The 23,884-nt window shown below is 62.5% G+C and carries 14 protein-coding genes, 2 tRNA genes, 2 rRNA genes and 2 riboswitches; of the genes, 6 read left to right on the top strand and 12 right to left on the bottom strand.

The window, feature by feature from the left end; genetic code table 11:
• Positions 1-50: 50 nt before the first annotated feature.
• From AC07WT_RS30175 to AC07WT_RS30160, 4 genes are all read right to left on the bottom strand, one after another.
• Positions 51-2,931, bottom strand: a 23S ribosomal RNA gene (locus AC07WT_RS30175).
• Between the two features lie 338 nt (positions 2,932-3,269).
• Positions 3,270-3,345: transfer RNA gene (locus AC07WT_RS30170), tRNA-Ala, on the bottom strand.
• A gap of 70 nt (positions 3,346-3,415) precedes the next feature.
• Positions 3,416-3,492, bottom strand: a tRNA-Ile gene (locus tag AC07WT_RS30165).
• A 78-nt stretch (positions 3,493-3,570) separates the two neighbouring features.
• Positions 3,571-5,101, bottom strand: a 16S ribosomal RNA gene (locus tag AC07WT_RS30160).
• The 16S and 23S rRNA genes sit together here with 2 tRNA genes alongside, the layout of an rRNA operon.
• Before the next feature lie 551 nt (positions 5,102-5,652).
• Between AC07WT_RS30160 and AC07WT_RS30155 the strand changes: the two genes are divergently transcribed.
• Positions 5,653-6,597 carry a flagellar brake protein gene (locus tag AC07WT_RS30155; protein WP_494949789.1) on the top strand — a complete coding sequence of 315 codons (945 nt, stop codon included), beginning with the start codon at positions 5,653-5,655 and terminating at the stop codon, positions 6,595-6,597.
• Between the two features lie 34 nt (positions 6,598-6,631).
• On the opposite strand, the gene AC07WT_RS30150 is transcribed toward AC07WT_RS30155, so the two are convergent.
• The 4 genes from AC07WT_RS30150 to cobW all read right to left on the bottom strand — a co-directional run bounded on the left by AC07WT_RS30150 (position 6,632) and on the right by cobW (position 13,295).
• On the bottom strand, positions 6,632-7,222 hold the full coding sequence (locus AC07WT_RS30150) for a vWA domain-containing protein (RefSeq protein ID WP_494949788.1): 591 nt from the start codon (positions 7,220-7,222) through the stop codon (positions 6,632-6,634).
• A gap of 80 nt (positions 7,223-7,302) precedes the next feature.
• Positions 7,303-8,370, bottom strand: coding sequence for a magnesium chelatase ATPase subunit I (locus AC07WT_RS30145; RefSeq protein ID WP_494949787.1), 1,068 nt, complete (start codon positions 8,368-8,370; stop codon positions 7,303-7,305).
• Positions 8,367-12,167, bottom strand: coding sequence for a cobaltochelatase subunit CobN (gene cobN, locus AC07WT_RS30140; RefSeq protein ID WP_494949786.1), 3,801 nt, complete (start codon positions 12,165-12,167; stop codon positions 8,367-8,369). Before cobN ends, AC07WT_RS30145 begins: the two co-directional genes overlap by 4 nt.
• Before the next feature lie 6 nt (positions 12,168-12,173).
• Complete coding sequence (cobW, locus tag AC07WT_RS30135) at positions 12,174-13,295, bottom strand: cobalamin biosynthesis protein CobW (RefSeq protein WP_494949785.1); 1,122 nt, start codon at positions 13,293-13,295, stop codon at positions 12,174-12,176.
• Between the two features lie 215 nt (positions 13,296-13,510).
• Positions 13,511-13,791, bottom strand: a riboswitch (cobalamin riboswitch).
• Positions 13,792-13,883: 92 nt separating this feature from the next.
• Positions 13,884-14,124: riboswitch (cobalamin riboswitch) on the top strand.
• Between the two features lie 222 nt (positions 14,125-14,346).
• Between cobW and cobA the strand changes: the two genes are divergently transcribed.
• Genes cobA through bluB form a run of 5 tightly spaced genes read left to right on the top strand, consistent with a single transcriptional unit; the run spans position 14,347 to position 18,107 of the window.
• Positions 14,347-15,099: a uroporphyrinogen-III C-methyltransferase gene (cobA, locus tag AC07WT_RS30130; protein ID WP_494951079.1), complete on the top strand. Its 753-nt coding sequence runs from the start codon at positions 14,347-14,349 to the stop codon at positions 15,097-15,099.
• The gene (locus AC07WT_RS30125; RefSeq protein WP_494949784.1) at positions 15,096-15,539 is read left to right on the top strand and encodes a cobalamin biosynthesis protein; all 444 of its coding nucleotides are present in this window, start codon (positions 15,096-15,098) and stop codon (positions 15,537-15,539) included. The genes cobA and AC07WT_RS30125 overlap by 4 nt, the downstream gene beginning before the upstream one ends.
• Positions 15,536-16,138, top strand: coding sequence for a cob(I)yrinic acid a,c-diamide adenosyltransferase (gene cobO, locus AC07WT_RS30120; RefSeq protein WP_492594290.1), 603 nt, complete (start codon positions 15,536-15,538; stop codon positions 16,136-16,138). Before AC07WT_RS30125 ends, cobO begins: the two co-directional genes overlap by 4 nt.
• A gap of 3 nt (positions 16,139-16,141) precedes the next feature.
• On the top strand, positions 16,142-17,467 hold the full coding sequence (locus tag AC07WT_RS30115) for a cobyrinic acid a,c-diamide synthase CobB (protein WP_494949783.1): 1,326 nt from the start codon (positions 16,142-16,144) through the stop codon (positions 17,465-17,467).
• On the top strand, positions 17,451-18,107 hold the full coding sequence (gene bluB / locus AC07WT_RS30110) for a 5,6-dimethylbenzimidazole synthase (protein WP_494949782.1): 657 nt from the start codon (positions 17,451-17,453) through the stop codon (positions 18,105-18,107). The genes AC07WT_RS30115 and bluB overlap by 17 nt, the downstream gene beginning before the upstream one ends.
• A gap of 10 nt (positions 18,108-18,117) precedes the next feature.
• On the opposite strand, the gene AC07WT_RS30105 is transcribed toward bluB, so the two are convergent.
• The 4 genes from AC07WT_RS30105 to AC07WT_RS30090 all read right to left on the bottom strand — a co-directional run bounded on the left by AC07WT_RS30105 (position 18,118) and on the right by AC07WT_RS30090 (position 23,551).
• A complete protein-coding gene (locus AC07WT_RS30105; RefSeq protein ID WP_494949781.1) occupies positions 18,118-18,717 on the bottom strand; it encodes a DUF4136 domain-containing protein in 600 nt (199 codons plus the stop codon).
• 71 nt (positions 18,718-18,788) lie between these two features.
• Positions 18,789-21,269: a CHASE2 domain-containing protein gene (locus AC07WT_RS30100; protein ID WP_494949780.1), complete on the bottom strand. Its 2,481-nt coding sequence runs from the start codon at positions 21,267-21,269 to the stop codon at positions 18,789-18,791.
• Between the two features lie 69 nt (positions 21,270-21,338).
• Entirely contained in the window at positions 21,339-22,793 is a 1,455-nt protein-coding gene (locus tag AC07WT_RS30095) for a FecR family protein (protein WP_494949779.1), read from the bottom strand.
• On the bottom strand, positions 22,790-23,551 hold the full coding sequence (locus AC07WT_RS30090; RefSeq protein ID WP_494949778.1) for a response regulator transcription factor: 762 nt from the start codon (positions 23,549-23,551) through the stop codon (positions 22,790-22,792). The genes AC07WT_RS30095 and AC07WT_RS30090 overlap by 4 nt, the downstream gene beginning before the upstream one ends.
• Between the last annotated feature and the right edge of the window lie 333 nt (positions 23,552-23,884).

Below are 23,884 nucleotides of genomic sequence, written 5' to 3'. Positions count from 1 at the left end.
ACTCCGGCCGACAGCTAAAGCGCTAACTCTGGTCGAGACACACCTGTTATAGGATCAAGCCTTACGGGCAATTAGTATCAGTTAGCTTAACGCATTACTGCGCTTGCACACCTGACCTATCAACGTCCTGGTCTTGAACGACCCTTCAAGGGGCTCGAAGCCCCGGGGATATCTCATCTTAAGGCGAGTTTCCCGCTTAGATGCTTTCAGCGGTTATCTCTTCCGAACATAGCTACCCGGCGATGCCACTGGCGTGACAACCGGTACACCAGAGGTTCGTCCACTCCGGTCCTCTCGTACTAGGAGCAGCCCCCTTCAAATATCCAGCGCCCACGGCAGATAGGGACCAAACTGTCTCACGACGTTTTAAACCCAGCTCACGTACCTCTTTAAATGGCGAACAGCCATACCCTTGGGACCGGCTACAGCCCCAGGATGAGATGAGCCGACATCGAGGTGCCAAACACCGCCGTCGATATGAACTCTTGGGCGGTATCAGCCTGTTATCCCCAGAGTACCTTTTATCCGTTGAGCGATGGCCCTTCCATACAGAACCACCGGATCACTATGACCTGCTTTCGCACCTGCTCGACTTGTCGGTCTCGCAGTTAAGCACGCTTATGCCATTGCACTATCAGCACGATTTCCGACCGTACCTAGCGTACCTTCGTACTCCTCCGTTACACTTTGGGAGGAGACCGCCCCAGTCAAACTGCCTACCATGCACTGTCCCCAGTCCGGATCACGGACCAAGGTTAGAACCTCAAACAGACCAGGGTGGTATTTCAAGGACGGCTCCACGCAAACTGGCGTTCACGCTTCATAGCCTCCCACCTATCCTACACAGATCGGTTCAAAGTCCAATGCAAAGCTACAGTAAAGGTTCATGGGGTCTTTCCGTCTAGCCGCGGGGAGATTGCATCATCACAAACACTTCAACTTCGCTGAGTCTCGGGAGGAGACAGTGTGGCCATCGTTACGCCATTCGTGCAGGTCGGAACTTACCCGACAAGGAATTTCGCTACCTTAGGACCGTTATAGTTACGGCCGCCGTTTACCGGGACTTCAATCAAGAGCTTGCACCCCATCATTTAATCTTCCGGCACCGGGCAGGCGTCACACCCTATACGTCCACTTTCGTGTTTGCAGAGTGCTGTGTTTTTATTAAACAGTCGCAGCCACCAGTTTATTGCAACCCCTTCACCCTTCTGGCGCAGGCCAGTCAAGCTACAGGGGCGTACCTTATCCCGAAGTTACGGTACCAATTTGCCGAGTTCCTTCTCCCGAGTTCTCTCAAGCGCCTTAGAATACTCATCTCGCCCACCTGTGTCGGTTTGCGGTACGGTCTTGTTAAACTGAAGCTTAGAGGCTTTTCTTGGAACCACTTCCAGTTGCTTCATGGCCTAAGCCACTCGTCCCATGCCCTTGAATTGCGCGCCCGGATTTGCCAAAGCGCCTTCTCCAACACAGGAACCGGGACTTCCAACACCCGGACAACCTTCCGCGATCCGTCCCCCCATCGCATTTAACAATGGTGCAGGAATATTAACCTGCTTCCCATCAGCTACGCATTTCTGCCTCGCCTTAGGGGCCGACTCACCCTACGCCGATGAACGTTGCGTAGGAAACCTTGGGCTTACGGCGAGGGGGCCTTTCACCCCCTTTATCGCTACTCATGTCAGCATTCGCACTTCCGATACCTCCAGCACACTTTCCAGTGCACCTTCGCAGGCTTACGGAACGCTCTCCTACCATGCACATTACTGTGCATCCGCAGCTTCGGTATATGGCTTAGCCCCGTTACATCTTCCGCGCAGGACGACTCGATCAGTGAGCTATTACGCTTTCTTTAAAGGATGGCTGCTTCTAAGCCAACCTCCTGACTGTTTTAGCCTTCCCACTTCGTTTCCCACTTAGCCATATTTCGGGACCTTAGCTGGCGGTCTGGGTTGTTTCCCTCTTGACACCGGACGTTAGCACCCGATGTCTGTCTCCCGTGATTGCACTCTTCGGTATTCGGAGTTTGCTATGGCGTAGTAATCCGCAATGGACCCCACAACCATGACAGTGCTCTACCCCCGAAGGTGATACACGAGGCACTACCTAAATAGTTTTCGGAGAGAACCAGCTATTTCCAGGTTTGTTTAGCCTTTCACCCCTATCCACAGCTCATCCCCTAACTTTTCAACGTTAGTGGGTTCGGACCTCCAGTACGTGTTACCGCACCTTCATCCTGGCCATGGATAGATCACCTGGTTTCGGGTCTACACCCAGCGACTGAACGCCCTGTTCGGACTCGCTTTCGCTACGCCTGCCCTAATCGGTTAAGCTTGCCACTGAATGTAAGTCGCTGACCCATTATACAAAAGGTACGCCGTCACCCTCTTTCAAAGGCTCCGACTGTTTGTATGCATGCGGTTTCAGGATCTGTTTCACTCCCCTCCCGGGGTTCTTTTCGCCTTTCCCTCACGGTACTGGTTCACTATCGGTCGATCACGAGTATTTAGCCTTGGAGGATGGTCCCCCCATCTTCAGACAGGATTTCACGTGTCCCGCCCTACTTGTCGTACACCCAGTTCTTCCTCGCTGTTTTCGTCTACAGGGCTATCACCTGCTATGGCCGCACTTTCCAGAGCGTTCGACTAACAGCAAAGATAAAGAGTACAGGCTGGTCCCATTTCGCTCGCCACTACTCTGGGAATCTCGGTTGATTTCTTTTCCTGCGGTTACTTAGATGTTTCAGTTCACCGCGTTCGCTTCTCATGGCCTATGTATTCAGCCATGGATACCTCAAAAGAGGTGGGTTTCCCCATTCGGACATCTTCGGATCAAAGCTCGTTTGCCAGCTCCCCGAAGCTTTTCGCAGGCTACCGCGTCCTTCATCGCCTGTGATCGCCAAGGCATCCACCACATGCACTTGTTCGCTTGACCCTATAACGGGTGTGTCTCACACCTCACCCACTGGGGATGAAGCGTTGCTCACAATCGCTACAGGTTGAGTATTCGTGTTGCGCCGTATTCCAAAAGCGATCTTTCGATCACCTTTTCATACATTGATACAATCACAACCCTGATTCACCTACTCAATCACCCATCTCTAAGTGATCTTTCGTGAATCTCTTTACTACTTCTTCCTGATTGTTAAAGAACGACAGCCGATATAAAGCGCCTTGCTTCATACCACTCTGACTGGCTCAATCGCCAATGCCTGTTTCACTACACCGCCAGCATCTTGCGACGCCTGCTGCAGTAAAACCGGCATTGAGGATTGGTGGAGGATGACGGGATCGAACCGACGACCCCCTGCTTGCAAAGCAGGTGCTCTCCCAGCTGAGCTAATCCCCCAGTCATACAGATAACGCAATCTGATAGTCCCGGGGTCTTCACCGGTTAGCTGCAGCCACCGCAGAAACAGTGGTGGGTCTGGATGGATTCGAACCATCGACCCCCGCCTTATCAAGACGGTGCTCTAACCGACTGAGCTACAGACCCCTGAGTCTGTCTGCGTATCTGTCTTAATTTCACAGCCGATAAGCGTGAGCGCTCAACGCGTTGACACGTTAGCTCGAGAAAGGAGGTGATCCAGCCGCACCTTCCGATACGGCTACCTTGTTACGACTTCACCCCAGTCATGAATCCTACCGTGGTGACCGTCCTCCTTGCGGTTAGACTAGCCACTTCTGGTAAAACCCACTCCCATGGTGTGACGGGCGGTGTGTACAAGACCCGGGAACGTATTCACCGCGGCATGCTGATCCGCGATTACTAGCGATTCCAGCTTCACGCACTCGAGTTGCAGAGTGCGATCCGGACTACGATCGGTTTTCTGGGATTGGCTCCACCTCGCGGCTTGGCAACCCTCTGTTCCGACCATTGTATGACGTGTGAAGCCCTACCCATAAGGGCCATGAGGACTTGACGTCATCCCCACCTTCCTCCGGTTTGTCACCGGCAGTCTCCCTAGAGTGCTCTTGCGTAGCAACTAGGGACAAGGGTTGCGCTCGTTGCGGGACTTAACCCAACATCTCACGACACGAGCTGACGACAGCCATGCAGCACCTGTGTTATGGCTCCCTTTCGGGCACCCCCACCTCTCGGCAGGGTTCCATACATGTCAAGGGTAGGTAAGGTTTTTCGCGTTGCATCGAATTAATCCACATCATCCACCGCTTGTGCGGGTCCCCGTCAATTCCTTTGAGTTTTAATCTTGCGACCGTACTCCCCAGGCGGTCAACTTCACGCGTTAGCTACGTTACCAAGTCAATGAAGACCCGACAACTAGTTGACATCGTTTAGGGCGTGGACTACCAGGGTATCTAATCCTGTTTGCTCCCCACGCTTTCGTGCATGAGCGTCAGTATTGGCCCAGGGGGCTGCCTTCGCCATCGGTATTCCTCCACATCTCTACGCATTTCACTGCTACACGTGGAATTCTACCCCCCTCTGCCATACTCTAGCCCGCCAGTCACCAATGCAGTTCCCAGGTTAAGCCCGGGGATTTCACATCGGTCTTAGCGAACCGCCTGCGCACGCTTTACGCCCAGTAATTCCGATTAACGCTTGCACCCTACGTATTACCGCGGCTGCTGGCACGTAGTTAGCCGGTGCTTATTCTTCCGGTACCGTCATCCCCCCGCCGTATTAGGGCCGAGGCTTTCTTTCCGGACAAAAGTGCTTTACAACCCGAAGGCCTTCTTCACACACGCGGCATTGCTGGATCAGGCTTGCGCCCATTGTCCAAAATTCCCCACTGCTGCCTCCCGTAGGAGTCTGGGCCGTGTCTCAGTCCCAGTGTGGCTGGTCGTCCTCTCAGACCAGCTACAGATCGTCGCCTTGGTAGGCCTTTACCCCACCAACTAGCTAATCTGCCATCGGCCGCCCCTGTAGCGGGAGGTCCGAAGATCCCCCCCTTTCCTCCGTAGAGCGTATGCGGTATTAATCCGGCTTTCGCCGGGCTATCCCCCACTACAGGACACGTTCCGATGTATTACTCACCCGTTCGCCACTCGCCACCAGGATTGCTCCCGTGCTGCCGTTCGACTTGCATGTGTAAGGCATGCCGCCAGCGTTCAATCTGAGCCAGGATCAAACTCTTCAGTTCAAACCTGTTACTGTTTTTCGGTCTCTTTCGAGACCGGTCGCTCACTCAACGTACTGACGATGATTACGCCTGTCTCTCAACAGGCAAACCTTCCTCTAATACTGTGTGAGACTTGATACTTTCGCTTGTCCCGGCAGACCCCGAAGGACCCACCGGCGCGTCGCGCATCAAGCGCCCACACTTATCGGCTGTTAATTTTTAAAGATCACTCGCTTAGAAGCTCTGCTTTCTTCGCGTCCGTCATCAAACGGGAGGCGAATTATGCGATGCAGCCCCCACCCCGTCAACCCCCTTTGTGAATTTATTTTAAAGAAGTTGAAAAACACCCGAACAGGAGAGCCTCGCTAGCAACAGAAAAATACTTAGAAAGCCGAATCAATCCAGGAGCACTCGCAAACTCCCATTCGAAACCCGGCGCGACAGCTAGCATACATTCGCGCCGCGAGCGGACATTGGCCACCCCAACCACCTTAGGCGAAGCCACAAAACCTAAAGCTCCCACCCGGTACAGCCGTAAACAAGTCATACCGCCACTTATTTAGCCGTCGATCATGGAAAACCGAGCAGAATCCCGCGCCGTGGCACCTCCACCCGACACCGCATCGCCGGAACTCACGCTAGACGCAGTGCCGGTGGGCACGCCTCTGGACTGGCCAATCGTAGACTCCGACGGCACCCTCCTCTTCGCCAGTGGCACGATCCTTGCCACAACGGACGAACGCAAATTTCTGTTTGAAAACTTCCACCCGCAACGCGGAGACTTACTGGACACAACCGCGCCCCAGGAACTCACAACCGAGCAACCAGCGGAAAAAAACAGCGAGCTAACAATAAAAGACATGCACCTGACAATAGGTGCACTGATCGGCATGCGCGTCCAAATCGGCAGCGGCGCACCGATGCATCCATCCCGCATCATCGGCTTCGCGCCAAACCACGCGCTATTCGTCACGCCGCCGCTACAGGAAGGCCGCCCACTCCCGCCAGGACTCGGCGAGAACGTAGAAATCGTCGCAATAGCGAGCCAGGCCGTCTTCCGCTTCGTCTGCACGGTAGAGGCAGTCTGCCGCGCACCATTCGACTACGTCGTGCTATCAGAGCCCGGCGTCATCCGCCGTCTGCGCGAGCGCAAGTCGATCCGCGTCCGCACCCACCTCGCGGTACGCTTTGGCATCGGCGAAACCGGGGACACCTATGAAGGCGTCGGCCTCGCGAAAGGCATCAGCGCACTGGGCATGTCGCTGACCGCGCCGTGGACTCTGGGAGCAATCGGCGAACGCCTGCGCGTATCGTTCCGGCTCAAATCAGCAGATCTCGACACGCAAATCGAAACCAGCGCCGTGATCCGCAACGTGCAGAAAGGCGGCTCGCCAGGCGAGCCGTCGACCCATGGCCTCGAACTCGATCAACTCGACGCCGCCCAGCAGATGGCAATGAAAGTCTTCGTGTTCGACCGCCAGGACGATGCGCTGTATTGGTCGAACGGCCTGAAATAAGTACCCGCGAAAGCGTGCTCTATCGTCAGCCTGGTTAGCCGATCAACTCTTCCGGCGTGACACGCGTCGCGCCCCACGCATCGGCGAGCGCCTCGCAACGGCCGAGCCGGATCGCCTCGCGCTCGAAGTCGACGAATACGACTTCGTCCGCATCAAGTGGACGCGCCGGTTGATCGCTACAGCGGCCGTCGGTCAAAATCCACAGCCAGCGCTGCTGCGCAGGCTTGCGGCGCGCGGCGCGCTCCAGCAACTGCGCAGCCTTGCCCACGCCGGACGCGAACGGCGTGCCTCCCCCACCGCCCACCGGCCGCAGCCACCGCTCATTCCACCATTGCGGCACCGCTGGACCGAACCGCAGATCCGCTCGAGTTCCACCAAAACAGACCAGCGCCGCCTCGGAGCGCGCGGCGCTTGCCCGGTCGAACAACGCGATCAACAGCCCTTTGGCGAGCGCGAGACGCTGTCCCGTCAACATTGAGCCGGAACAATCGAGGACGAAGCAATGCAGCACGCCGCCGCGCGGCGCCTCGCGAACGAAGCGCAGATGCTCGGCGCGCAGCTTCTCGCGCCGCATCGCGGCGAATGTCTGCGGCCACGCAATGCGCTTGCCTGGCATGCCTTGCATGCGGCTGCGCGAACCCGTGCCCGCACCTTGCCGCCATCGAAAACCGCTGCGCGAGTCAGCGGCGGCGCCCTTCCGATGGCTCAGCGTTTTTTTGCGCTGAGCGGGATAACGCCTTTGACCTGCGTGATGCTGGCCGGCTCGGGCGGCAGATAGCCCCAATCGCTATCGCCGGATGTGGCAGCAGCGACGCTTGCGGACGAGGCAACCTCTTGCGAAGAAGCCTCGTCGGCATCGAAAAAAGCCTGGTTCGGCGCTGCGTTATCACGCGCCTCGCGATCGTGCCGCCGATGCATCAACACCGCTTCGGCAACACGCTCGACGTGCTCTGTCGTGACCGCAACCGCCTGTTCATACGCCGCCAAAGCCCGCGCCGCGCGCAGCATCACGAGATCGGCACGTAGCCCATCCACCGCCGCGGCAATGCACAGCGCGCTGACATGCGCGTGCACTGTATCGTCGAACGCGAGTTGAGGCAGTGCCTCGCGCGCCGCGCGAATCCGTTCGACATACGCGTCCTGCTGCAGCGCATTAGCCGCGCGAAAACCCTGCGGATCCAGATCGAACGCCAGCCGCGCCTTCACGATCTGCTGGCGCACCAGCGGCTCAAAACAGTTCTGCAACTCGACCATCATCCCAAAGCGGTCGATCAGTTGCGGCCGCAACTCGCCTTCCTCCGGATTCATCGTGCCGATCAGCACGAAGCTCGCGTCGTGACTATGCGAAACCCCGTCGCGTTCGACGGTATTCACGCCGCTTGCCGCCGCATCGAGCAGCGCATCGACGAGCGCATCGGGCAGCAAATTGACTTCATCGACATACAGCACGCCGCGATGCGCTTTTGCGAGCAAACCCGGCGAAAACCGCACTGAACCATCGCGCAACACAGTTTCGATATCGAGCGTGCCGATCAGGCGATCTTCGCTGGCGCCGAGCGGCAAATTCACTAGTTGCCCTTCAGGCAACAGTTCGGCGAGCGCGCGCGCAGCGGTCGATTTCGCCGTGCCGCGCGGCCCGCTGACCAGCACACCGCCCAAACCGGGATCGATTGCGGCCAGCAATAGCGCCTGCTGCAACGGCGCCTGGCCAATCAGCGCGGCGAATGGAAAAGCGGGCCGTTGCGTGGCTGCATTCATCGTGGCTGCATTCATGTTTGCATTCCTTCGATCTGCTGCTCGCTTGCCAGCAGATGCTGTTCGACTTGCGCGCGATAGTCGCCGGGCGCTTGCCACAAACCACGCTGCATCGCTTCGAGCAAACGCTCGCAGACGGAATGCAGCGCATGCGGATTGTGCCGCTGCATGAACTCGCGCGTATCGGCGTCGTTCAGATAGGCATCGGCGACGAGCGCATATTGATGATCGGCGATCACGCGCGCGGTCGCATCGTAGCCGTACAGATAGTCGACCGTTGCAGCGATTTCGGCAGCGCCTTTATAGCCGTGGCGCTTCACACCGTCGAGCCATTTCGGATTGACCACGCGCGAACGGATCACGCGTGCAATTTCCTCATGCAGCGTGCGCACTCGCGGCGCGGCCGGATTGCTGTGGTCGGCATGATAGATATGCGGCTGATTGCCCGCGAGATGCCGGACTGCCGCCACCATGCCGCCTTGAAACTGATAGTAATCGTTCGAATCGAGCACATCGTGCTCGCGGTTGTCCTGATTCTGCAGCACCACGTCCATCGCCGCGAGACGCGTGCCGAACGCCTGGCGCGCTTCTTCGCCGGCGCTTTTCTGCGTGTACGCGTAGCCGCCCCACGCCTGATACGCGTTCGCGAGGTCGGCGTCGGTTTGCCATTGCCGCGAGTCGATCATGTCCTGCAAGCCCGCGCCATACGCGCCGGGCCGCGCGCTGAACACGCGCCAGCCGGCGCGCTTACGCGCTTCGGCCGCATCCATGCCGCGCGCGATTAGCGCATCGCGCTCACGCAGCACGCGCGCGCGGATCGGGTTCATATCCTCGGGTTCGTCGAGCTCGGCCACTGCCTGTACCGCGGCATCGAACAGATGCATCACGTTCGCGAATGCATCGCGGAAAAAGCCCGAGACGCGCAAGGTCACGTCGATGCGTGGCCGGTCGAACGCCTCGATCGGCATGATCTCGAAGTCGGTCACGCGATGACTGCCCGGCGCCCACTTCGGCCGCACGCCGACTAGCGCGAGCGCCTGGGCGATATCGTCGCCGCCCGTGCGCATGGTCGCCGTGCCCCATACCGAGAGCCCGATCGCGCGCGGGTAGTCGCCATTTTCCTGCAAATGCCGCTCGATGAGCTGCTGTGCGGATTTCAAGCCGAGCGACCACGCCGCTTGCGTCGGAATCGCGCGCGTATCGACCGAATAGAAGTTGCGGCCGGTCGGCAGCACGTCGGGCCGCCCACGCGAGGGCGAACCGCTCGGCCCCGGCGGTACGAAGCGCCCTTCGAGACCGCGCTTCAGATGCCGCATTTCTTGCGGCCCGCATGCGTCGAGCCGCGGCAGGACGTCGGCACGCAGGCGCTCAATCACACGTTCGGCTTGCGGCAAGGTTCCCGCCGCGGGCGCCAATGCATCAGCTTCATCGCCACACGCGCCGCGCAGCATCCCGGCCGCCAACAACTCCAGACGCTCGCGCGTGTCGCCGCAGTGCCGCCACGGCGCATCACTCACGCGCTGCAAAACGTCGGGACGCGGTCCATCCCACGCCTCAGACCAATCCACCGACAGCGGATCGAACCGATGATCCATCCGCAGATCGCGCGCCAACGCATCGATCAAACCGGCTCTTTCAGCCTGCCCGTCGCCAACCGGGAAACGCCCCAACGCCAGCAACGTATCGCGCCGCTGCACGCCTTCCGGCGAACACCCGAAGGTGTGCAAACCATCGCGAATCTGCGCTTCCTTCAACTCGCACAGCCACGCATCGACGCGCGTCAGCAGCACGTCCTCGGCATCTTGCCCGTCCGGCGCCGCAAGACTCAGCTCTTCATGCAGCCGATGCTCCACGATGGTCGCGAGAATCGTGCGCCTCAAGAGCTTCGCGCGGCGCGGGTCGACCATCAGCGCTTCATAGTATTCGTCGACCTGGCGCTCGAGATCCTGCAACGGCCCATAGCTTTCGGCGCGCGTGAGCGGCGGCATCAGGTGATCGATAATGACGGCCTGCGCGCGGCGCTTAGCCTGGCTGCCCTCGCCCGGATCGTTGACGATGAACGGATAGAGATGCGGCAGCGGCCCAAGAATCAGATCGGGCCAGCACGCATCGCTCAGCGCGACGCTCTTGCCCGGCAGCCATTCGAGGTTGCCATGCTTGCCGACGTGCACGACCGCGTCGATGCCGAACTGATGGCGCAGCCAGAAATAGAACGCGAGATAGGCATGCGGCGGCACGAGATCGGCGTCGTGATAGCTCGCATAATCGCCCTGTTCGCGCGAGCGCGATGGTTGAATGCCGACAAACACATGTCCGCAGCGCCAGCCCGCGATCATGAAACGGCCGCGCCGCAGCGTCGGGTCCCGCTCAGGCGAGCCCCAGCGCGCGTTCAATGCGTCACGCGCTTCGGCAGGCAGCCGGTTGAAATACGAAAGATAGTCGTCGAGTGCGAGGCTTTGCAGCGCGGGCCGCAAGTCACGCACGACGGGATCGTTGGTGACGCCTTCGGTCAGCTTCTTCAACAGCGCGTCGCCGTCAGCGGGCAGATCGCTCAAACGATAGCCTTCGTCGCGCAGCATCGACAGGATGCCGACCACCGACGCCGGCGTATCGAGCCCCACGCCATTGCCGATGCGCCCTTCGCTCATAGGGTAGTTGGCGAGAATCAGCGCGAGTTTCTTGTCGGCGTTATCGAGCGTGCGCAGACGGCACCAGCGGCGGCTCAGTTCAGCGAGAAAATCGACACGTTCGAGGTCCGGCTGATAGCGGACCACATCGACTTCCGTGTGCGGACAACGATAGGCGAGCCCCTTGAAACTGATCGCCCGTGTGATGATGCGGCCGTCCACTTCCGGCAGCGCGATATGCATCGCGATATCGCGCGAGTTGAGGCCTTGATTGTCCTTGAGCCAGTCTTCGCGATTGCCGCCGCTCAGGATCACCTGCATGACCGGCGCGTCGCCGGCCAGCGCGAGCGGCTCGGGGTCGTCGATCGCCGACGCGGCAAACGCGGTCGTGTTCAGAACCAGCGAGACATCATGTTGCGCGCACAACCGCTGCACGACTTCCCGGCTCATCGCATCTTTCAGCGAGGTAATCGCAATCGGCAGCGGATTCAAACCCTGCGTTTCGAGCGCGGCGATCAGCGCGTCGAACACGGCTGTGTTGGCCGCCTGCAAGTGCGCTTTGTAGAACAGGATCGCGGCAACCGGCGCATCCTCGCTCCAGCGCGCCTGCCAGTCGGCCATCGTCGGCGTATCGCGCTCGGGATGGTAGAGCGTTGCGGCAGGCAACGCGCGCGGCGGTGCGGGTTCATGCCCCCAGCCGATTGCGCGATACGCAATGCAGCGCAGGAACGCCTCGGCATTCTGCGCGCCGCCTTCGCGCAGATAACGCCATAGCTGATGGCACAGTTCGGCATCCGCCGTGCTGCGCGCAAGCAGATTCGGATCTTCCTGCAAATCGCCGGAGAACATCGCCAGTGTCTGCTTCCTGCGCCCGGCGAGCGCGACCACCTGCTCGATCCCATAAGGCCAGTACGCCTCGCCGCCGAGGTGATCCACGACCACGACGCGCGCATGCTGCAGCACGTCCTCGACATAGAAATCGACCGACGCCGGTTGCCGCAAATAAGTGACATTCGCGAGCCGCACGCTTGGGAAATCGGCACCCAAACGAGGAAACACGCTGGCGAGCAGCGACAGCGTCGTATCGGCGGAGCTGAGCACCACGATATCGGCGGGCTGCTGATCGATACGGATCACGCCCTGCGTATCGTCGACAAAACCGCCCGGCGTAGTGCGCAGCAGATGCATGATCGATTACGCCTGTTGCGGTTCGGCGCTCGACACAACGCGCAATGCAGCGCCCAGTGCAGCATCGAACGCGCGTTGCAGCGTAGCCTGATCCAGGTCCTCGCCGATCAGCACGAAGCGGCTCTGCCGGCCCTCGCCGATTTCGCCGATTTCGCCAGTTTGCCAGCGACGATCGAAGTAGCTGTCGAAACGGCGCCCCACGCCTTGAATCACGAGCCGCATCAATGCACCCGGCAACGCCGCAAAACCTTTGACGCGGTAAATCGTATGCGTTTCGACCAGCCCTTGCAGCGCGGCGATCACCGCTTCACGCGACGGCGCGCTCGCGTGCACCACGACGGAATCGAATTCGTCGTGATGGTGATCGGCGTCGTCGGCCGAACCGTGGTGGTCGTGGCGCAAGTGGATCGTTTCTTCGGAGGCGGCTTCGAGGCCGAGCAACGCGTGCAGATCGAGCTGGCCCATCTGTGCGCGCACGATCTTCACTTGCGGCGGAATCTCTTCACGGATCGCGGTCTCGACAGCGGTTTGCTGTTCATCGTCGAGCAAATCCGTTTTGTTCAGAATCACCAGATCGGCCGCCGACAGCTGATCCTCGAACAGCTCGTGCAGCGGCGATTCGTGATCGAGATTCGGATCGGCCTTGCGCTGCGCGTCGACAGCGAGCGGGTTGTCGGCGAACTGGCCGCTCGCCGCGGCGGGGCCGTCCACCACCGTCACCACCGCGTCGACGGTGAAGCTGCTCTTGATCTGCGGCCAGTTGAAGGCCTGCACCAGCGGCTTAGGCAGTGCAAGACCGGAGGTTTCGATCAGCACGTGATCGATCTGCTCGCGGCGCTCGACGAGCTTTTCCATCACCGGGAAAAACTCTTCCTGCACTGTGCAGCACAGGCAGCCGTTCGCGAGTTCATACAGTTGCCCCTCGGTTTCGACGCCGTTCTCATCGCAACCGATCCCGCAACCCTTGAGGATTTCACCGTCGATGCCGAGTTCGCCGAACTCGTTGACGATCACCGCAATGCGCTTGCCGCCCGCATGCTGAAGAATATGCCGCAGCAGCGTGGTCTTGCCGCTGCCGAGAAAGCCCGTCACGATGGTGACGGGAATCCTGCGCATTTGAGTTTGCATCGTTGGGTCCATCCGAAGAAGTTGCGCGTTCACACGCCGGCGGTCCGGGTCCGTTCGGGTCGGGTTCGGGTCCGAATGCGCTCGAGCCCAGGACAAACCAGCGCCAGGCAGGCAAACACGAAAACGGAACACAGATACGACAGCGGGGACGAAAAGCGGCGTTGCCGCGGCAACAGAGAACGAGGTCATGAACGAGCCGCCGCATCCCCGCGGCGTTCATCCGTCATATTCTGGCCGGTATCCGGGCTGGCGAAAGCGCCGCTTCACCTTCCCGCGCGAGTGATTTCTCGCCCAGTGGTCATATGCCGACGCGGCCTTGCGCGTGGACATCGAAGCCGGCTCCGCGGCGCTGGAGAACTCATCCAGGCGCCGCTTTTCGCTTACCGTTGCGGGGGCAGCACAGGTTGACCCGGTCCATAGCAGGCGGGCGCCCTGTTTCCCGTTTAACTGCATGCGCACGAGCGCGCACACGAGCACCAAAGTGCGTGCGAGTGTAGGCCCGCGGCCCCGCGCCGTCAAGGAAGCGCGACAGGAAGCGCGGGCCGCGCCGGGGTCTTGCCGCGCGCGCCGGCGCGGCCCGCCGTGTGCTATCGTATGCGCGCGTTTGGTGCCCGCACATGCGTTCGCATGTGCAGTTAAACGGGAAACAGGCCGCGCTCGATTGCGCTCAACCTGTGCTGTCCCCGCAACGGTAAGCGACCTGCGGCGCTGGGTTCAATCCTGTCGCGCCGCGCATGCGTTTTCGATGCCACTGTCTGACGATTCAGGACGGGAAGGCAAAGCGCATGAGGCCGCCAGCCCGGATACCGGCCAGACGCGGAGGCGGCGAATGTCACGCCGCCGGCCGCCTGAATCCGCGAGGGACGGATGTGAAGGCGCTGAAGCACGACGTAATACGAACGCCCGCTTGCGATTTCGATGAAATTGCGGCGAGCGGCGTTGCCGTTGTGCGTAATCTGTCGCACCGCATGAGCTCTATTTCCGCCTGGGCCGTCTGCATGGCTCGCCTGTTTCCACTTGTCACGACATGGGGCGCGCCATGCACGCCGCGATGAGCCGCGCGTGGCTGATCGGCGCCGGCCCCGGCGACGTCGAACTGATGACGCTCAAGGCGACGCGCGCATTGGCGCAGGCCGACGTGGTACTGGTCGATGATCTGGTGAATCCCGAAGTGCTGCAATTCGCGCGCGCCGACGCGCTGGTCGTTCATGTCGGCAAACGTGGCGGGCATCCGTCGACGCCGCAGGCCGACATCGTCGCGCAGATGCTCGAACATGTGCAGGCCGGGCGCAGTGTCGCGCGATTGAAGGGCGGCGATCCGTTCGTATTCGGCCGCGGCGGCGAAGAGCAGCAGGCGCTGCATGCGGCGGGCATCGAGGTGGAAGTCGTCAACGGCATCACGGCGGGCATCGCGGCGCCTGCGGCGATCGGCATTCCGGTCACGCATCGCGATTACGCGCAGGGCGTGGTGTTCGTCACCGGACACGGCGCCGGCAGCGGCGAGCCGGATTGGGCGGCGCTCGTCGCGACGCGGATGACGCTGGTGATCTACATGGGCATGCGGCGGCTCAACGATATCGCCGGCACGTTGCTCGCGGCAGGCATGAGCGCCGATACGCCCTGTGCCGCGATCGAATCCGCGACACGTCCTGAACAAAGACATGCGCTCGCGCCACTTGGCGGCCTGGCCGACGCAGTCGCGCGCGCCGGTCTTGGCTCGCCGGCGATCGTGGTGATCGGCGGGGTGGCGTCGCTGGCGCTCGCGCGGGCCGCGGCGAATGCCAACGCAGCAGGGGCGCGATGAAAACGCTGACGGTCGGCATCGGTTGCCGCTTGCATAGCTCGGCTGAACAGATCGAGGCAGCCGTGCGCGCGGCGCTCGGCACTCATACACACGATGAAATCAGCGCAGTTGCCAGCATCGACGTCAAGGCCCACGAAGCGGGTCTGCTCGAATTCTGCGCACGGCACGCGCTACCGTTGAAACTGTTCAGCCGCGAGCAGATTGCCGCCTTGCCCGTGGCGGAGACTGAACCTTCGGCGGCGACACGCGAACATCTCGGCGTGGACGGCGTCTGCGAACCCTGCGCGTTGCTGGCCGCAGGTTCGAAATCCGCTGCAGCCGGGGCGCACCTCATCGTGCGCAAAACCATACTCGACGGCGTCACCGTAGCGATCGCTTCGACCGCTCACGCCGGCATCGACCCCACCCACCACGACTCCAACGAACAGGACCTTCCATGAAGACCGATCCCGAATCGCATCAGCGCATGACCGAGCGCCGGCGCGAAGGCCACGAGAAAAAGCAGGCCGCCGCCACCGTCGAAAAAGGTCTGCTGATCGTCAACACCGGCACCGGCAAAGGCAAGACCACAGCCGCGTTCGGCATGGCCGTGCGGGTGCTCGGACACGGCATGCGTCTGGGCGTCGTGCAGTTCATCAAAGGCGCGCTGCATACCTCGGAGCGCGACTTCCTCGGCGCAATCGCCAATTGCGATTTCGTCACGATGGGCGACGGCTATACGTGGAACACGCAAAACCGCGACGCCGACATCGCCACCGCGCGCAAAGGCTGGGACGAAGCGCGCCGCATGATCGAGAGCGGCGACTACCAGATGGTGATCCTCGACGAATTGAATACGGTGCTGAAGTACGAATACCTGCCGCTCGACGAAGTGCTGTCCGTCCTGAACGCGCGTGCGGAAATGCTGCACGTGGTGGTGACCGGCCGTCACGCGCCGGACGCGTTGATCGAAGCCGCCGACCTCGTCACCGAAATGCGCATCGTCAAGCATCCGTATCGCGAGCAAGGCGTGAAAGCGCAGCGCGGCGTGGAGTTCTAAGCGATGTCCGCGCCCCCCAAGGGGACTTCCTTCGGGGCGTGCCCCGCCCTGTTCATTAGCGCGCCGGCTTCGGGTCAAGGCAAGACCACGATCACCGCGGGTCTGGCGCGCTACCATCGGCGGCTGGGGCGGCGTGTGCGCGTGTTCAAGACCGGTCCCGACTTTCTCGACCCGATGATACTGGCGCAAGCCAGCGGCGCGCCGGTCCTGTCGCTCGATCTCTGGATGGTGGGCGAAGCGGCATGCCGCAATCTGCTCGCGCAAGCGGCGGCCGAAGCCGATCTGATCCTGATCGAAGGCGTAATGGGCCTGTTCGACGGCACGCCGAGCAGCGCCGATCTGGCAACCGTATTCGGCGTGCCGGTACTGGCTGTGATTTCAGCGAAGGCGATGGCGCAGACCTTCGGCGCGGTGGCCTTCGGTCTCGCGCAATTCAGGCCGCAACTGCCGTTTTACGGCGTGCTCGCCAATCGCGTCGGTTCTTCAAGGCACGCGCGGATGCTCGAAGAATCGCTGCCGCCCGGTATGCGCTGGTGCGGCTACATCGCCGGCAACGACGAAATCGAGTTGCCCGACCGCCATCTCGGCCTGCATCAAGCTGCGGAGATCGACGATCTGCACACACGCCTGGATCGAGCCGCCGATGCGCTCGCGCAAACCGCGCTGGCTGAATTGCCGCCGCCGGTCGAATTCGGCGAAGCTGTCCAGGAAGCGTTGCCGCGCCTTCTGGAAGGCAAGCGGATCGCCATCGCACGCGATGCGGCGTTCTCGTTCATCTACCCGGCCAACGTCACGCTCTTGCAAACACTCGGCGCGCACGTCGAATACTTTTCGCCGCTCGCCGACGATGCCTTACCGGACCAGACCGACGCCCTGTACCTCCCGGGTGGCTATCCCGAACTGCACGCCGCCGCGCTGGCCGGCAACACGCGCAGCGCCACGGCGATCCGCGCGCACGCGGCAGCGGGCAAACCGGTCGTCGCCGAATGCGGCGGCATGCTCTACCTGCTCGATCAGCTTACCGACACGAACGGCGCCAGCGCGCCGATGCTCGGCCTGCTGCCCGGCCACGCGACGATGCAAACGCGCTTCACCGCGCTCGGCATGCAGCAGATCGACGGCCTGCACGGCCCGCTGACCGGCCACACCTTTCACTACTCGAAGCTGACGACGCCGCTGACGCCATTGCGTTCAGCCACCCGCCCGCACAGCGACGCGCCCGGCGAGGCGGTGTTCCGCGCCGGCTCGATCGTCGCGACTTACATGCACGCTTATTGGCCCTCCAACCCGGCCTTCACGGCCGCCCTGTTCAATGGCGAAGCCTTTTAACGACTCCGAGCGCGAAGCCGTCTACCGCGCAATTTACGAACGGCGCGACATGCGCCACTTCGTGCGCGACCCGGTCGATCCCGCCGTGTTGCAACGGCTGCTCGACGCGGCGCATCACGCGCCCAGCGTCGGCTTCATGCAGCCGTGGCGCATCGCGCGCATCACCGATCCGGCCTTGCGCGCCGCGTTGCACGAGACCGTCGAAAGCGAACGGCTCGCCACCGCCGACGCCCTCGGCAAGCGGCGCGAAGAGTTCATGAAGCTGAAGGTCGAAGGCATGCTGGAATGCGGCGAACTACTGGTGATGGCGCTGATGGACGGCCGCGAGCGGCACATCTTCGGACGCCGCACCTTGCCGGAGATGGATCTCGCCTCGGTGGCGTGCGCGATCCAGAACATGTGGCTCGCCGCCCGCGCGGAAGGACTGGGAATGGGCTGGGTGTCACTCTTCGACGTCGACACGGTGCGCTCGCAGCTGCGCATGCCCGCAGGTGCACGGCCGGTGGCGATCTTGTGCCTCGGCCACGTCGATCAGTTTTACAGCGAGCCGATGCTGGAAACCGAACGCTGGGCGAGCCGCATGCCGCTCGCCGATTGCGTGTTCGAAAACCGCTGGCCGGACGATAAAGCGCCGGAATAGCGCCTGCGTTCTACTGTACGACCGGCTTCACCGATACCACGTCTGGCACGCCGCCCGCCTGATCGGCGCGCAGCTTCACGCGCCAGTCCGATGGCGCGCCGAACGGAAATTTCGCCAACGCGCTTTTCACGAGCGTCGGCATAGCGTGCAGCGGATCGGCATCGCGATCGCTGCTCATCGCGCTGACTTTGTAGACTTCATGCCCGTTCGCCCGCTCGAAAAACCGCAGCGTCAACGAGTGTTGATACGCGCGCCCGCCGAACAGCGAGACCGGCGGCTCGGCCGGACGCCCGCACGCGCCTGCCGCGCAATCCGCTGCATTGACGCCCACCGTGGCCGGCCGCGTGGCATAGGCGATCGACAGCAGATAGTGCGCCTGCTGCGCCGACGCATCGACGAAACCATGCCTCGTCAGTTCATCGCGCAGCAAGGCTTCGAATTGCGGATGATCCGCGCTGGCGTCCTGTGACGGCATGCGCGCGATCGTATAGGTGCGTTCGCCTTGCAATGCGGCGGCCGGATTCGCAGTGTGCACGTCGGCGTTCAGGCCCGTGCAACCGCTAAGAGTCGCCGCGGCCAGCGCGGCACAGATCAGTATCGATTTCACCATCTTCTCGCCTCGATAAGGTGCGTGTTCATGCTGTGCATGGGCCTGGCCGCCGGGCGTCACGTTACGGCGCATCAGCGCTGATATTCAGGCTGCGTGTCGTCGAATGCCGGCAGGCAAATCGTAAAAGCCGTCCCCCTGCCCGGCGCGCTGACCACCTCCACATCGCCGCCATGGCGCGTCACGACGGTCTTGACAAACGCCATCCCCAATCCCGCGCCGCCGACTTCGGGCCGCTCCGTCTGGTGAAAGCGCCGGAACCGCCCGAACAGACCCGCCTGCTGTTCCTCGGGAATACCGTAGCCTTCGTCGCGGATCGTACACGACACGCGTTTGGCGGCGCCCGGCGCGGCCTTCGCCGCCAGGTTGTCGAGGTGGCCGAGGCTGCAAGTGATCCGCGTATCGGGCGGGCTGTATTTGACCGCATTGTTCAGGATGTTGACGAGCGCGCGCGTCATCAGCGAACGGTCGGCGCAGATCCAGTGGCCGTCGTCGCTGTCGGTATCGTCGGTATCCGTTTGCAGCGTGATCCGCCTGGCATGGGCCTGCGGCCAGACTTCGTCGCTGGCGTCGATCATCAGCTCGGTCAGGCTTACCGGCTCGAGCACGTAGGTTTGCGATTCGGCGCGCGCCAGTTGCACGAAATCGTCGGCGAGCGTCAACGCGCGTTGTGCATAGCGTTCGATGCGCTCCAGCAAATCGTGCGCCAGCGCCGATTCGCCGCGGGCGCGCTCCATCTCCACCAGCGCGAGAATCGACGCCTGCGGCGAGCGCATGTCGTGCGACAGCAGCTGCAGCGCGTCTTCGCGCTGGCGCTCGGCCGCATGCAGCGCCGACACGTCGACCAGACCCGCGATCCAGCCGGTCGTCTCGCCCTGCTCGTTGGTGCAGTTCGCGTACCGCAGCAGATGGTCGCGCTCATTGGCGTCGCGCACCTCGACGCCCTGTGCCATCAGCGCGGCAAATTCGCCGCGCGCCGGGTCGAGCAGCGCGGGCCAATGGGCATGCGCGAACAGATTGTTTTCGGTATCGGATGCAGCGCCGCTATCGATGGTCTTCACGAGCGTCAGGCCGTCCAGCACCGTCCACATCGGCTGGCCCTCCGGCGTTACCACGCCCAGACGCGCGAAATGCGCCTTGGCCGCGTGGTTCGCGATCAGCACGATGCCGTCCACGTCGCTCACGAGGATCGGCTCGGGCATGCTGTCGAGGCTGTCCCATACGAAACGCTTCATGTCCTGTACGCGTTGCGCGGCTCGCGCCATCAGCGCCATATGCTGCTCCAGCACGTCGCCGCCGAACTCACGGCGGCGCTGCGGCGTTTCGGGCAACAGATGCGGTTCGTCGGCGAGCCGTTGCAGTTCTTCGCGCAGATAGGCCATGGTCATTTCGAGGCGCCGCCAGTTCCAGATCGGATACACGACGATCACGCCGACAATCGCCGGCACCGGCGACATCCACAACCGCACGCCGTACAGCAAGGCCGCGCTGCCGGCCGCGGCAAGCGCGCACAGAGCGCCGGTCAACAGTAGCGAACGGCGCGGCGACAACACCAGAAAACCCGCCAACAGCGCGGCGAGCGGCACCAGCGACACGGCGAACAGCAGCCACGGCTCAGCGGGCTCGATCGCGCGGCCGGTCAGCAGCGTGTCGAGCACGTCCGCGTGGATATAGACGCCGGGCAGCGGGCCCAATACACCGGACACCGGCGTGGCAAAGCGATCGTACAAGCCGGATGCGGTCACGCCGATCAGCACGACGCGTCCGCGCAGTTTTTCCGCCGGCACGTCGCCCGCGAGGACGCTCGCGAAGCTCAGCTTCGAATAGTTCTGAGCGTTCGGACCAAAGGGAATCAGAAAGCGGGCTTCGCCCTGCGGCTCGGGCGCCGCCGCGTGGCCGGCGGAAAGTTTGCGCGGGCGCTCGTACAGTTGCAGCGCGCCGCGCTCGACGGCTTGCGCGACCGGCACCATCAATTGCGGCCAGCGCGAATCCGCGTCGCCTTCGAATTGCGCGACGCTGCGCACGATACCGTCGCTGTCGACCTCGAGATTGATATGGCCGAGGCCGGCCGCGGCATGCGCGAGCGGCGCCACCGGTTCGACGGCGACGCGCTGGCCCGCACTGTCGAGCGGACTGAGCAGCATCGGCAGATAGGTGGGGCTCAAGGCGATGGCTCGGGCGAGTTGGGCGTCGTCCGGATTGGCTTCGGTGAACAGCACGTCGTAGATCACCGCGGCGGGTTTCGCCCTGGCGAGCTGTTCGAGCAGCCGTGCGTGCACGCTGCGTGGCCATGGCCAGCGGCCGAGCTGCGCGATGCTGGCGTTGTCGATTTCGACCATCACGATGTCGGACGACACGGGCTGCGCGCGCAGGCTCAGAAAGCCGTCGTAGACCAGATGATCGACACTCGTGGTCAGCCGTCCGGGCGAGCCAAGCAGAATCACGACGAGGCCAAGGCAGCCGATGCCCAGCCATTCGAACAGGAAACGGCGCCCGGCGCGCCTTCCGAGGCGCGCGCGCGGATCGAGGCTCAGGCGCGGGGATGGGGTCGGCAAGACGGTGGTTCGTTCCTGGGCTGTGCAACAGGTTTTCCGGCGGTTCTCAAGTCAGCGATTCTATCGGTGTCAGCGCGCAAGCGTGAAGGAATGGATCGAGCTGCTCTTCTCATAGAACCTGCCGTTCTCGAACTGTTCGGCGACGACCGTCCAATAGTAAACGCCGCGCGGCAGATCGCTCACGACCAGTTGCCCGCCCGTCAGATCGGTGCGATCGACGATCGGGTGGCGCAAATCTTCAGTTGTCGCCAGCACGAAGCGAAAGCGCGTCTCGACATTGGTGCGGCCGACGAACCAACGGAATTCGTAGTCGCGGCTGCCGGCGCGCTGCGCCGCCGACGCCGCCAGCCCGAACTGGCGCCGGTCGAAGCCGTACACCTGCGGCAAACCTTCGAGCCCATTGCTGTCGATCGCGGCGATGCGCACGAAATAGGTGCCGTCGGCCAGTTCGCCGAAATCCGCATGCGGCGCGCTCACCCGCAGATCGCGGATCAGGTCGAGCTGATCGGCATCGCGCGCGATCTGCACGCGGTAGGCCACCGCGCGCTCGGCCGGCAGGAGGTCGAAAGCGACCGTCTTACCGTCCTGCACCTTCGCCGGATCGGTGAGCGCCGGCGCGGGCAGCAGTTCGACCGGATCGCCGATCTCGCTGCCCGCGCGCGTGATGCTGCCAAAGTGCGCCTTGACGAGTTGCGCGGACGCCTGCAACGGCACCCCCGGCAGCGGCGCATTCGCGTGGCCGCCGACGCCGGCAGGATCGACGCCGACCGCGCCGTCCAGCACTTCCACGGCGGTGGTCTGCGCGCCGCCGTCGTACGCCACCTTGAAACGCGTGCCTCGCACGCCTGCCACCACGGAAGGCGAGTGAATCTGGAAACGGTCGTCCTTTTTGGTGGCGTGCGTCACCTCGCTGTCGACTTCGCCGCGGTGCAGTTCGAGGACCCGATCAGCCGCGCCGGTCAGCACGGTGTTCCGGAGCTTGCCGATGTCGAACATGCCTTCCTGCAACATCGATACGTGCGAACCGTCCGGCAACTCCAACGTGACAAAACCGTCATGGCCGGTGCGGATGCGGTCGCCTTCGCCGATCGTCATGCCGACTGACAGCGGGGTGTAGGGGTTCTTGCCGAACGCGCGCTCGGCCGGGCCGCTCGTCGCGATGACGCGCGCCGATTCCGGGTCCTGCCTGAGCTGGCCGGCCGGCAGCCGCAGCGCAATTCCGGCCGGCAGGCGGCGCGGCGCGGGCACGTGATTCAGGCGGCTCAGGACGGCCCAATCCTGCGGATCGCGCATATAGCGGCCAGCAATGTCATATAGCGTGTCGCCATCGTGGGTCACGTACGAGACATAGAGCGGCGCGGCGGCCGTCGCGCGTGGCTTCGACGGGCGGGACGTTTGGGCGTCGGCCAATGCCGGTGCGAAGCACGTCACGGCGGCGCTCAGACCTGCCGCCAGCACTGCGCACGCTCGGCGGCCCGGCGAGCGCACGATACCGCGCGCTGCCGTGTCGAAGGAAACCGTCACACGCCCCCCGCTTCAGGGCGTTCGTCGCTCGCGACCGGTGCGCCGGGCTCCATCCGCTCCATCCGCTCCATCCGCTCAAGCCGCTCGAGCCGATAGCCATAGCCGTAGATCGGCGTCAGACGATAGCCGTGCTCCGGGCGCAAGCCGAGCTTGCTGCGCAGCATCGACACGTGTGTGTCCATCGTGCGCGAGGGAATATCGGTGGCCTGCTTCCAGATCACATCGAGGATGTGCGCGCGCGACAGCGGCCGGCTCAGATGTTGAAACAACAGCAACGCGAGTTCGAATTCCTTCTGCGTCACGGTCACCGTCGTGCCGCGCACCACCACGTGCTTCGAGCCCAGATCGAACTCGAATTCGCCGAAGACTTCCTTCGCCGCGGCCGGCTTCAGGTGATACGCGCGGCGCAGCAGCGAACCGACGCGCGCCAGCAGCACCGCCGCCGAGACTGGCTTGACGACGTAGTCGTCCGCGCCGGTGTTGAGGATCGAGGTGATATCGGTCTCGCGGCCGCGGCTCGTCATGAACAGCACCGGCAAACGCTCGGACAGGCTTTCGCGCACCCAGCGCAGCACGTCTTCGCCGGACATGTCGGGCACGTTCCAGTCGAGCACCAGCAGGTCGAAAGTCTGGCGCCGCAGCTGCCGCACCAGTTCACGGCCCGCGCCGTACGCGTGACAGATATGGCCCGCCGCCGACAGCGTCTGGCATACAAGATCGGCCTGAGCCGGATCGTCATCAAGGACTGCAATTCTCATAGAACCCCGCAACGCGACATCGTCCTTCGTATCTGGTGGCCGGCAGGCCGGTCGATGACCGGGTTTGACGGCAGCTACGCCGTCGATCCGGCTCCTCGTTTCATCCTCGACTTCACTCTTTTTCGATTATCGGGCGCCAAGGCCCCGCGCCCTGTCCAGATCCGTCGCCGTCCTGTCTCAAAATTGGCGCCTATTTTTGCTTTTTGTCGCGTCAATAGCCACGAAGGCGAATCATCATAATCGAAAACAGCCGTCTTTCTTCCGGATGAGATTAAGCGGCGATCCGGCCCGGTCCGGTGCTGCGCGAGCCTCTCCCCTACGTTTCCCGACGTT

Source organism: Paraburkholderia sp. GW821-FHT02A12 (assembly GCF_059422005.1).
Note: the sequence above shows the minus strand (reverse complement) of the source record. Positions and strands in the feature narration are given on the sequence as shown.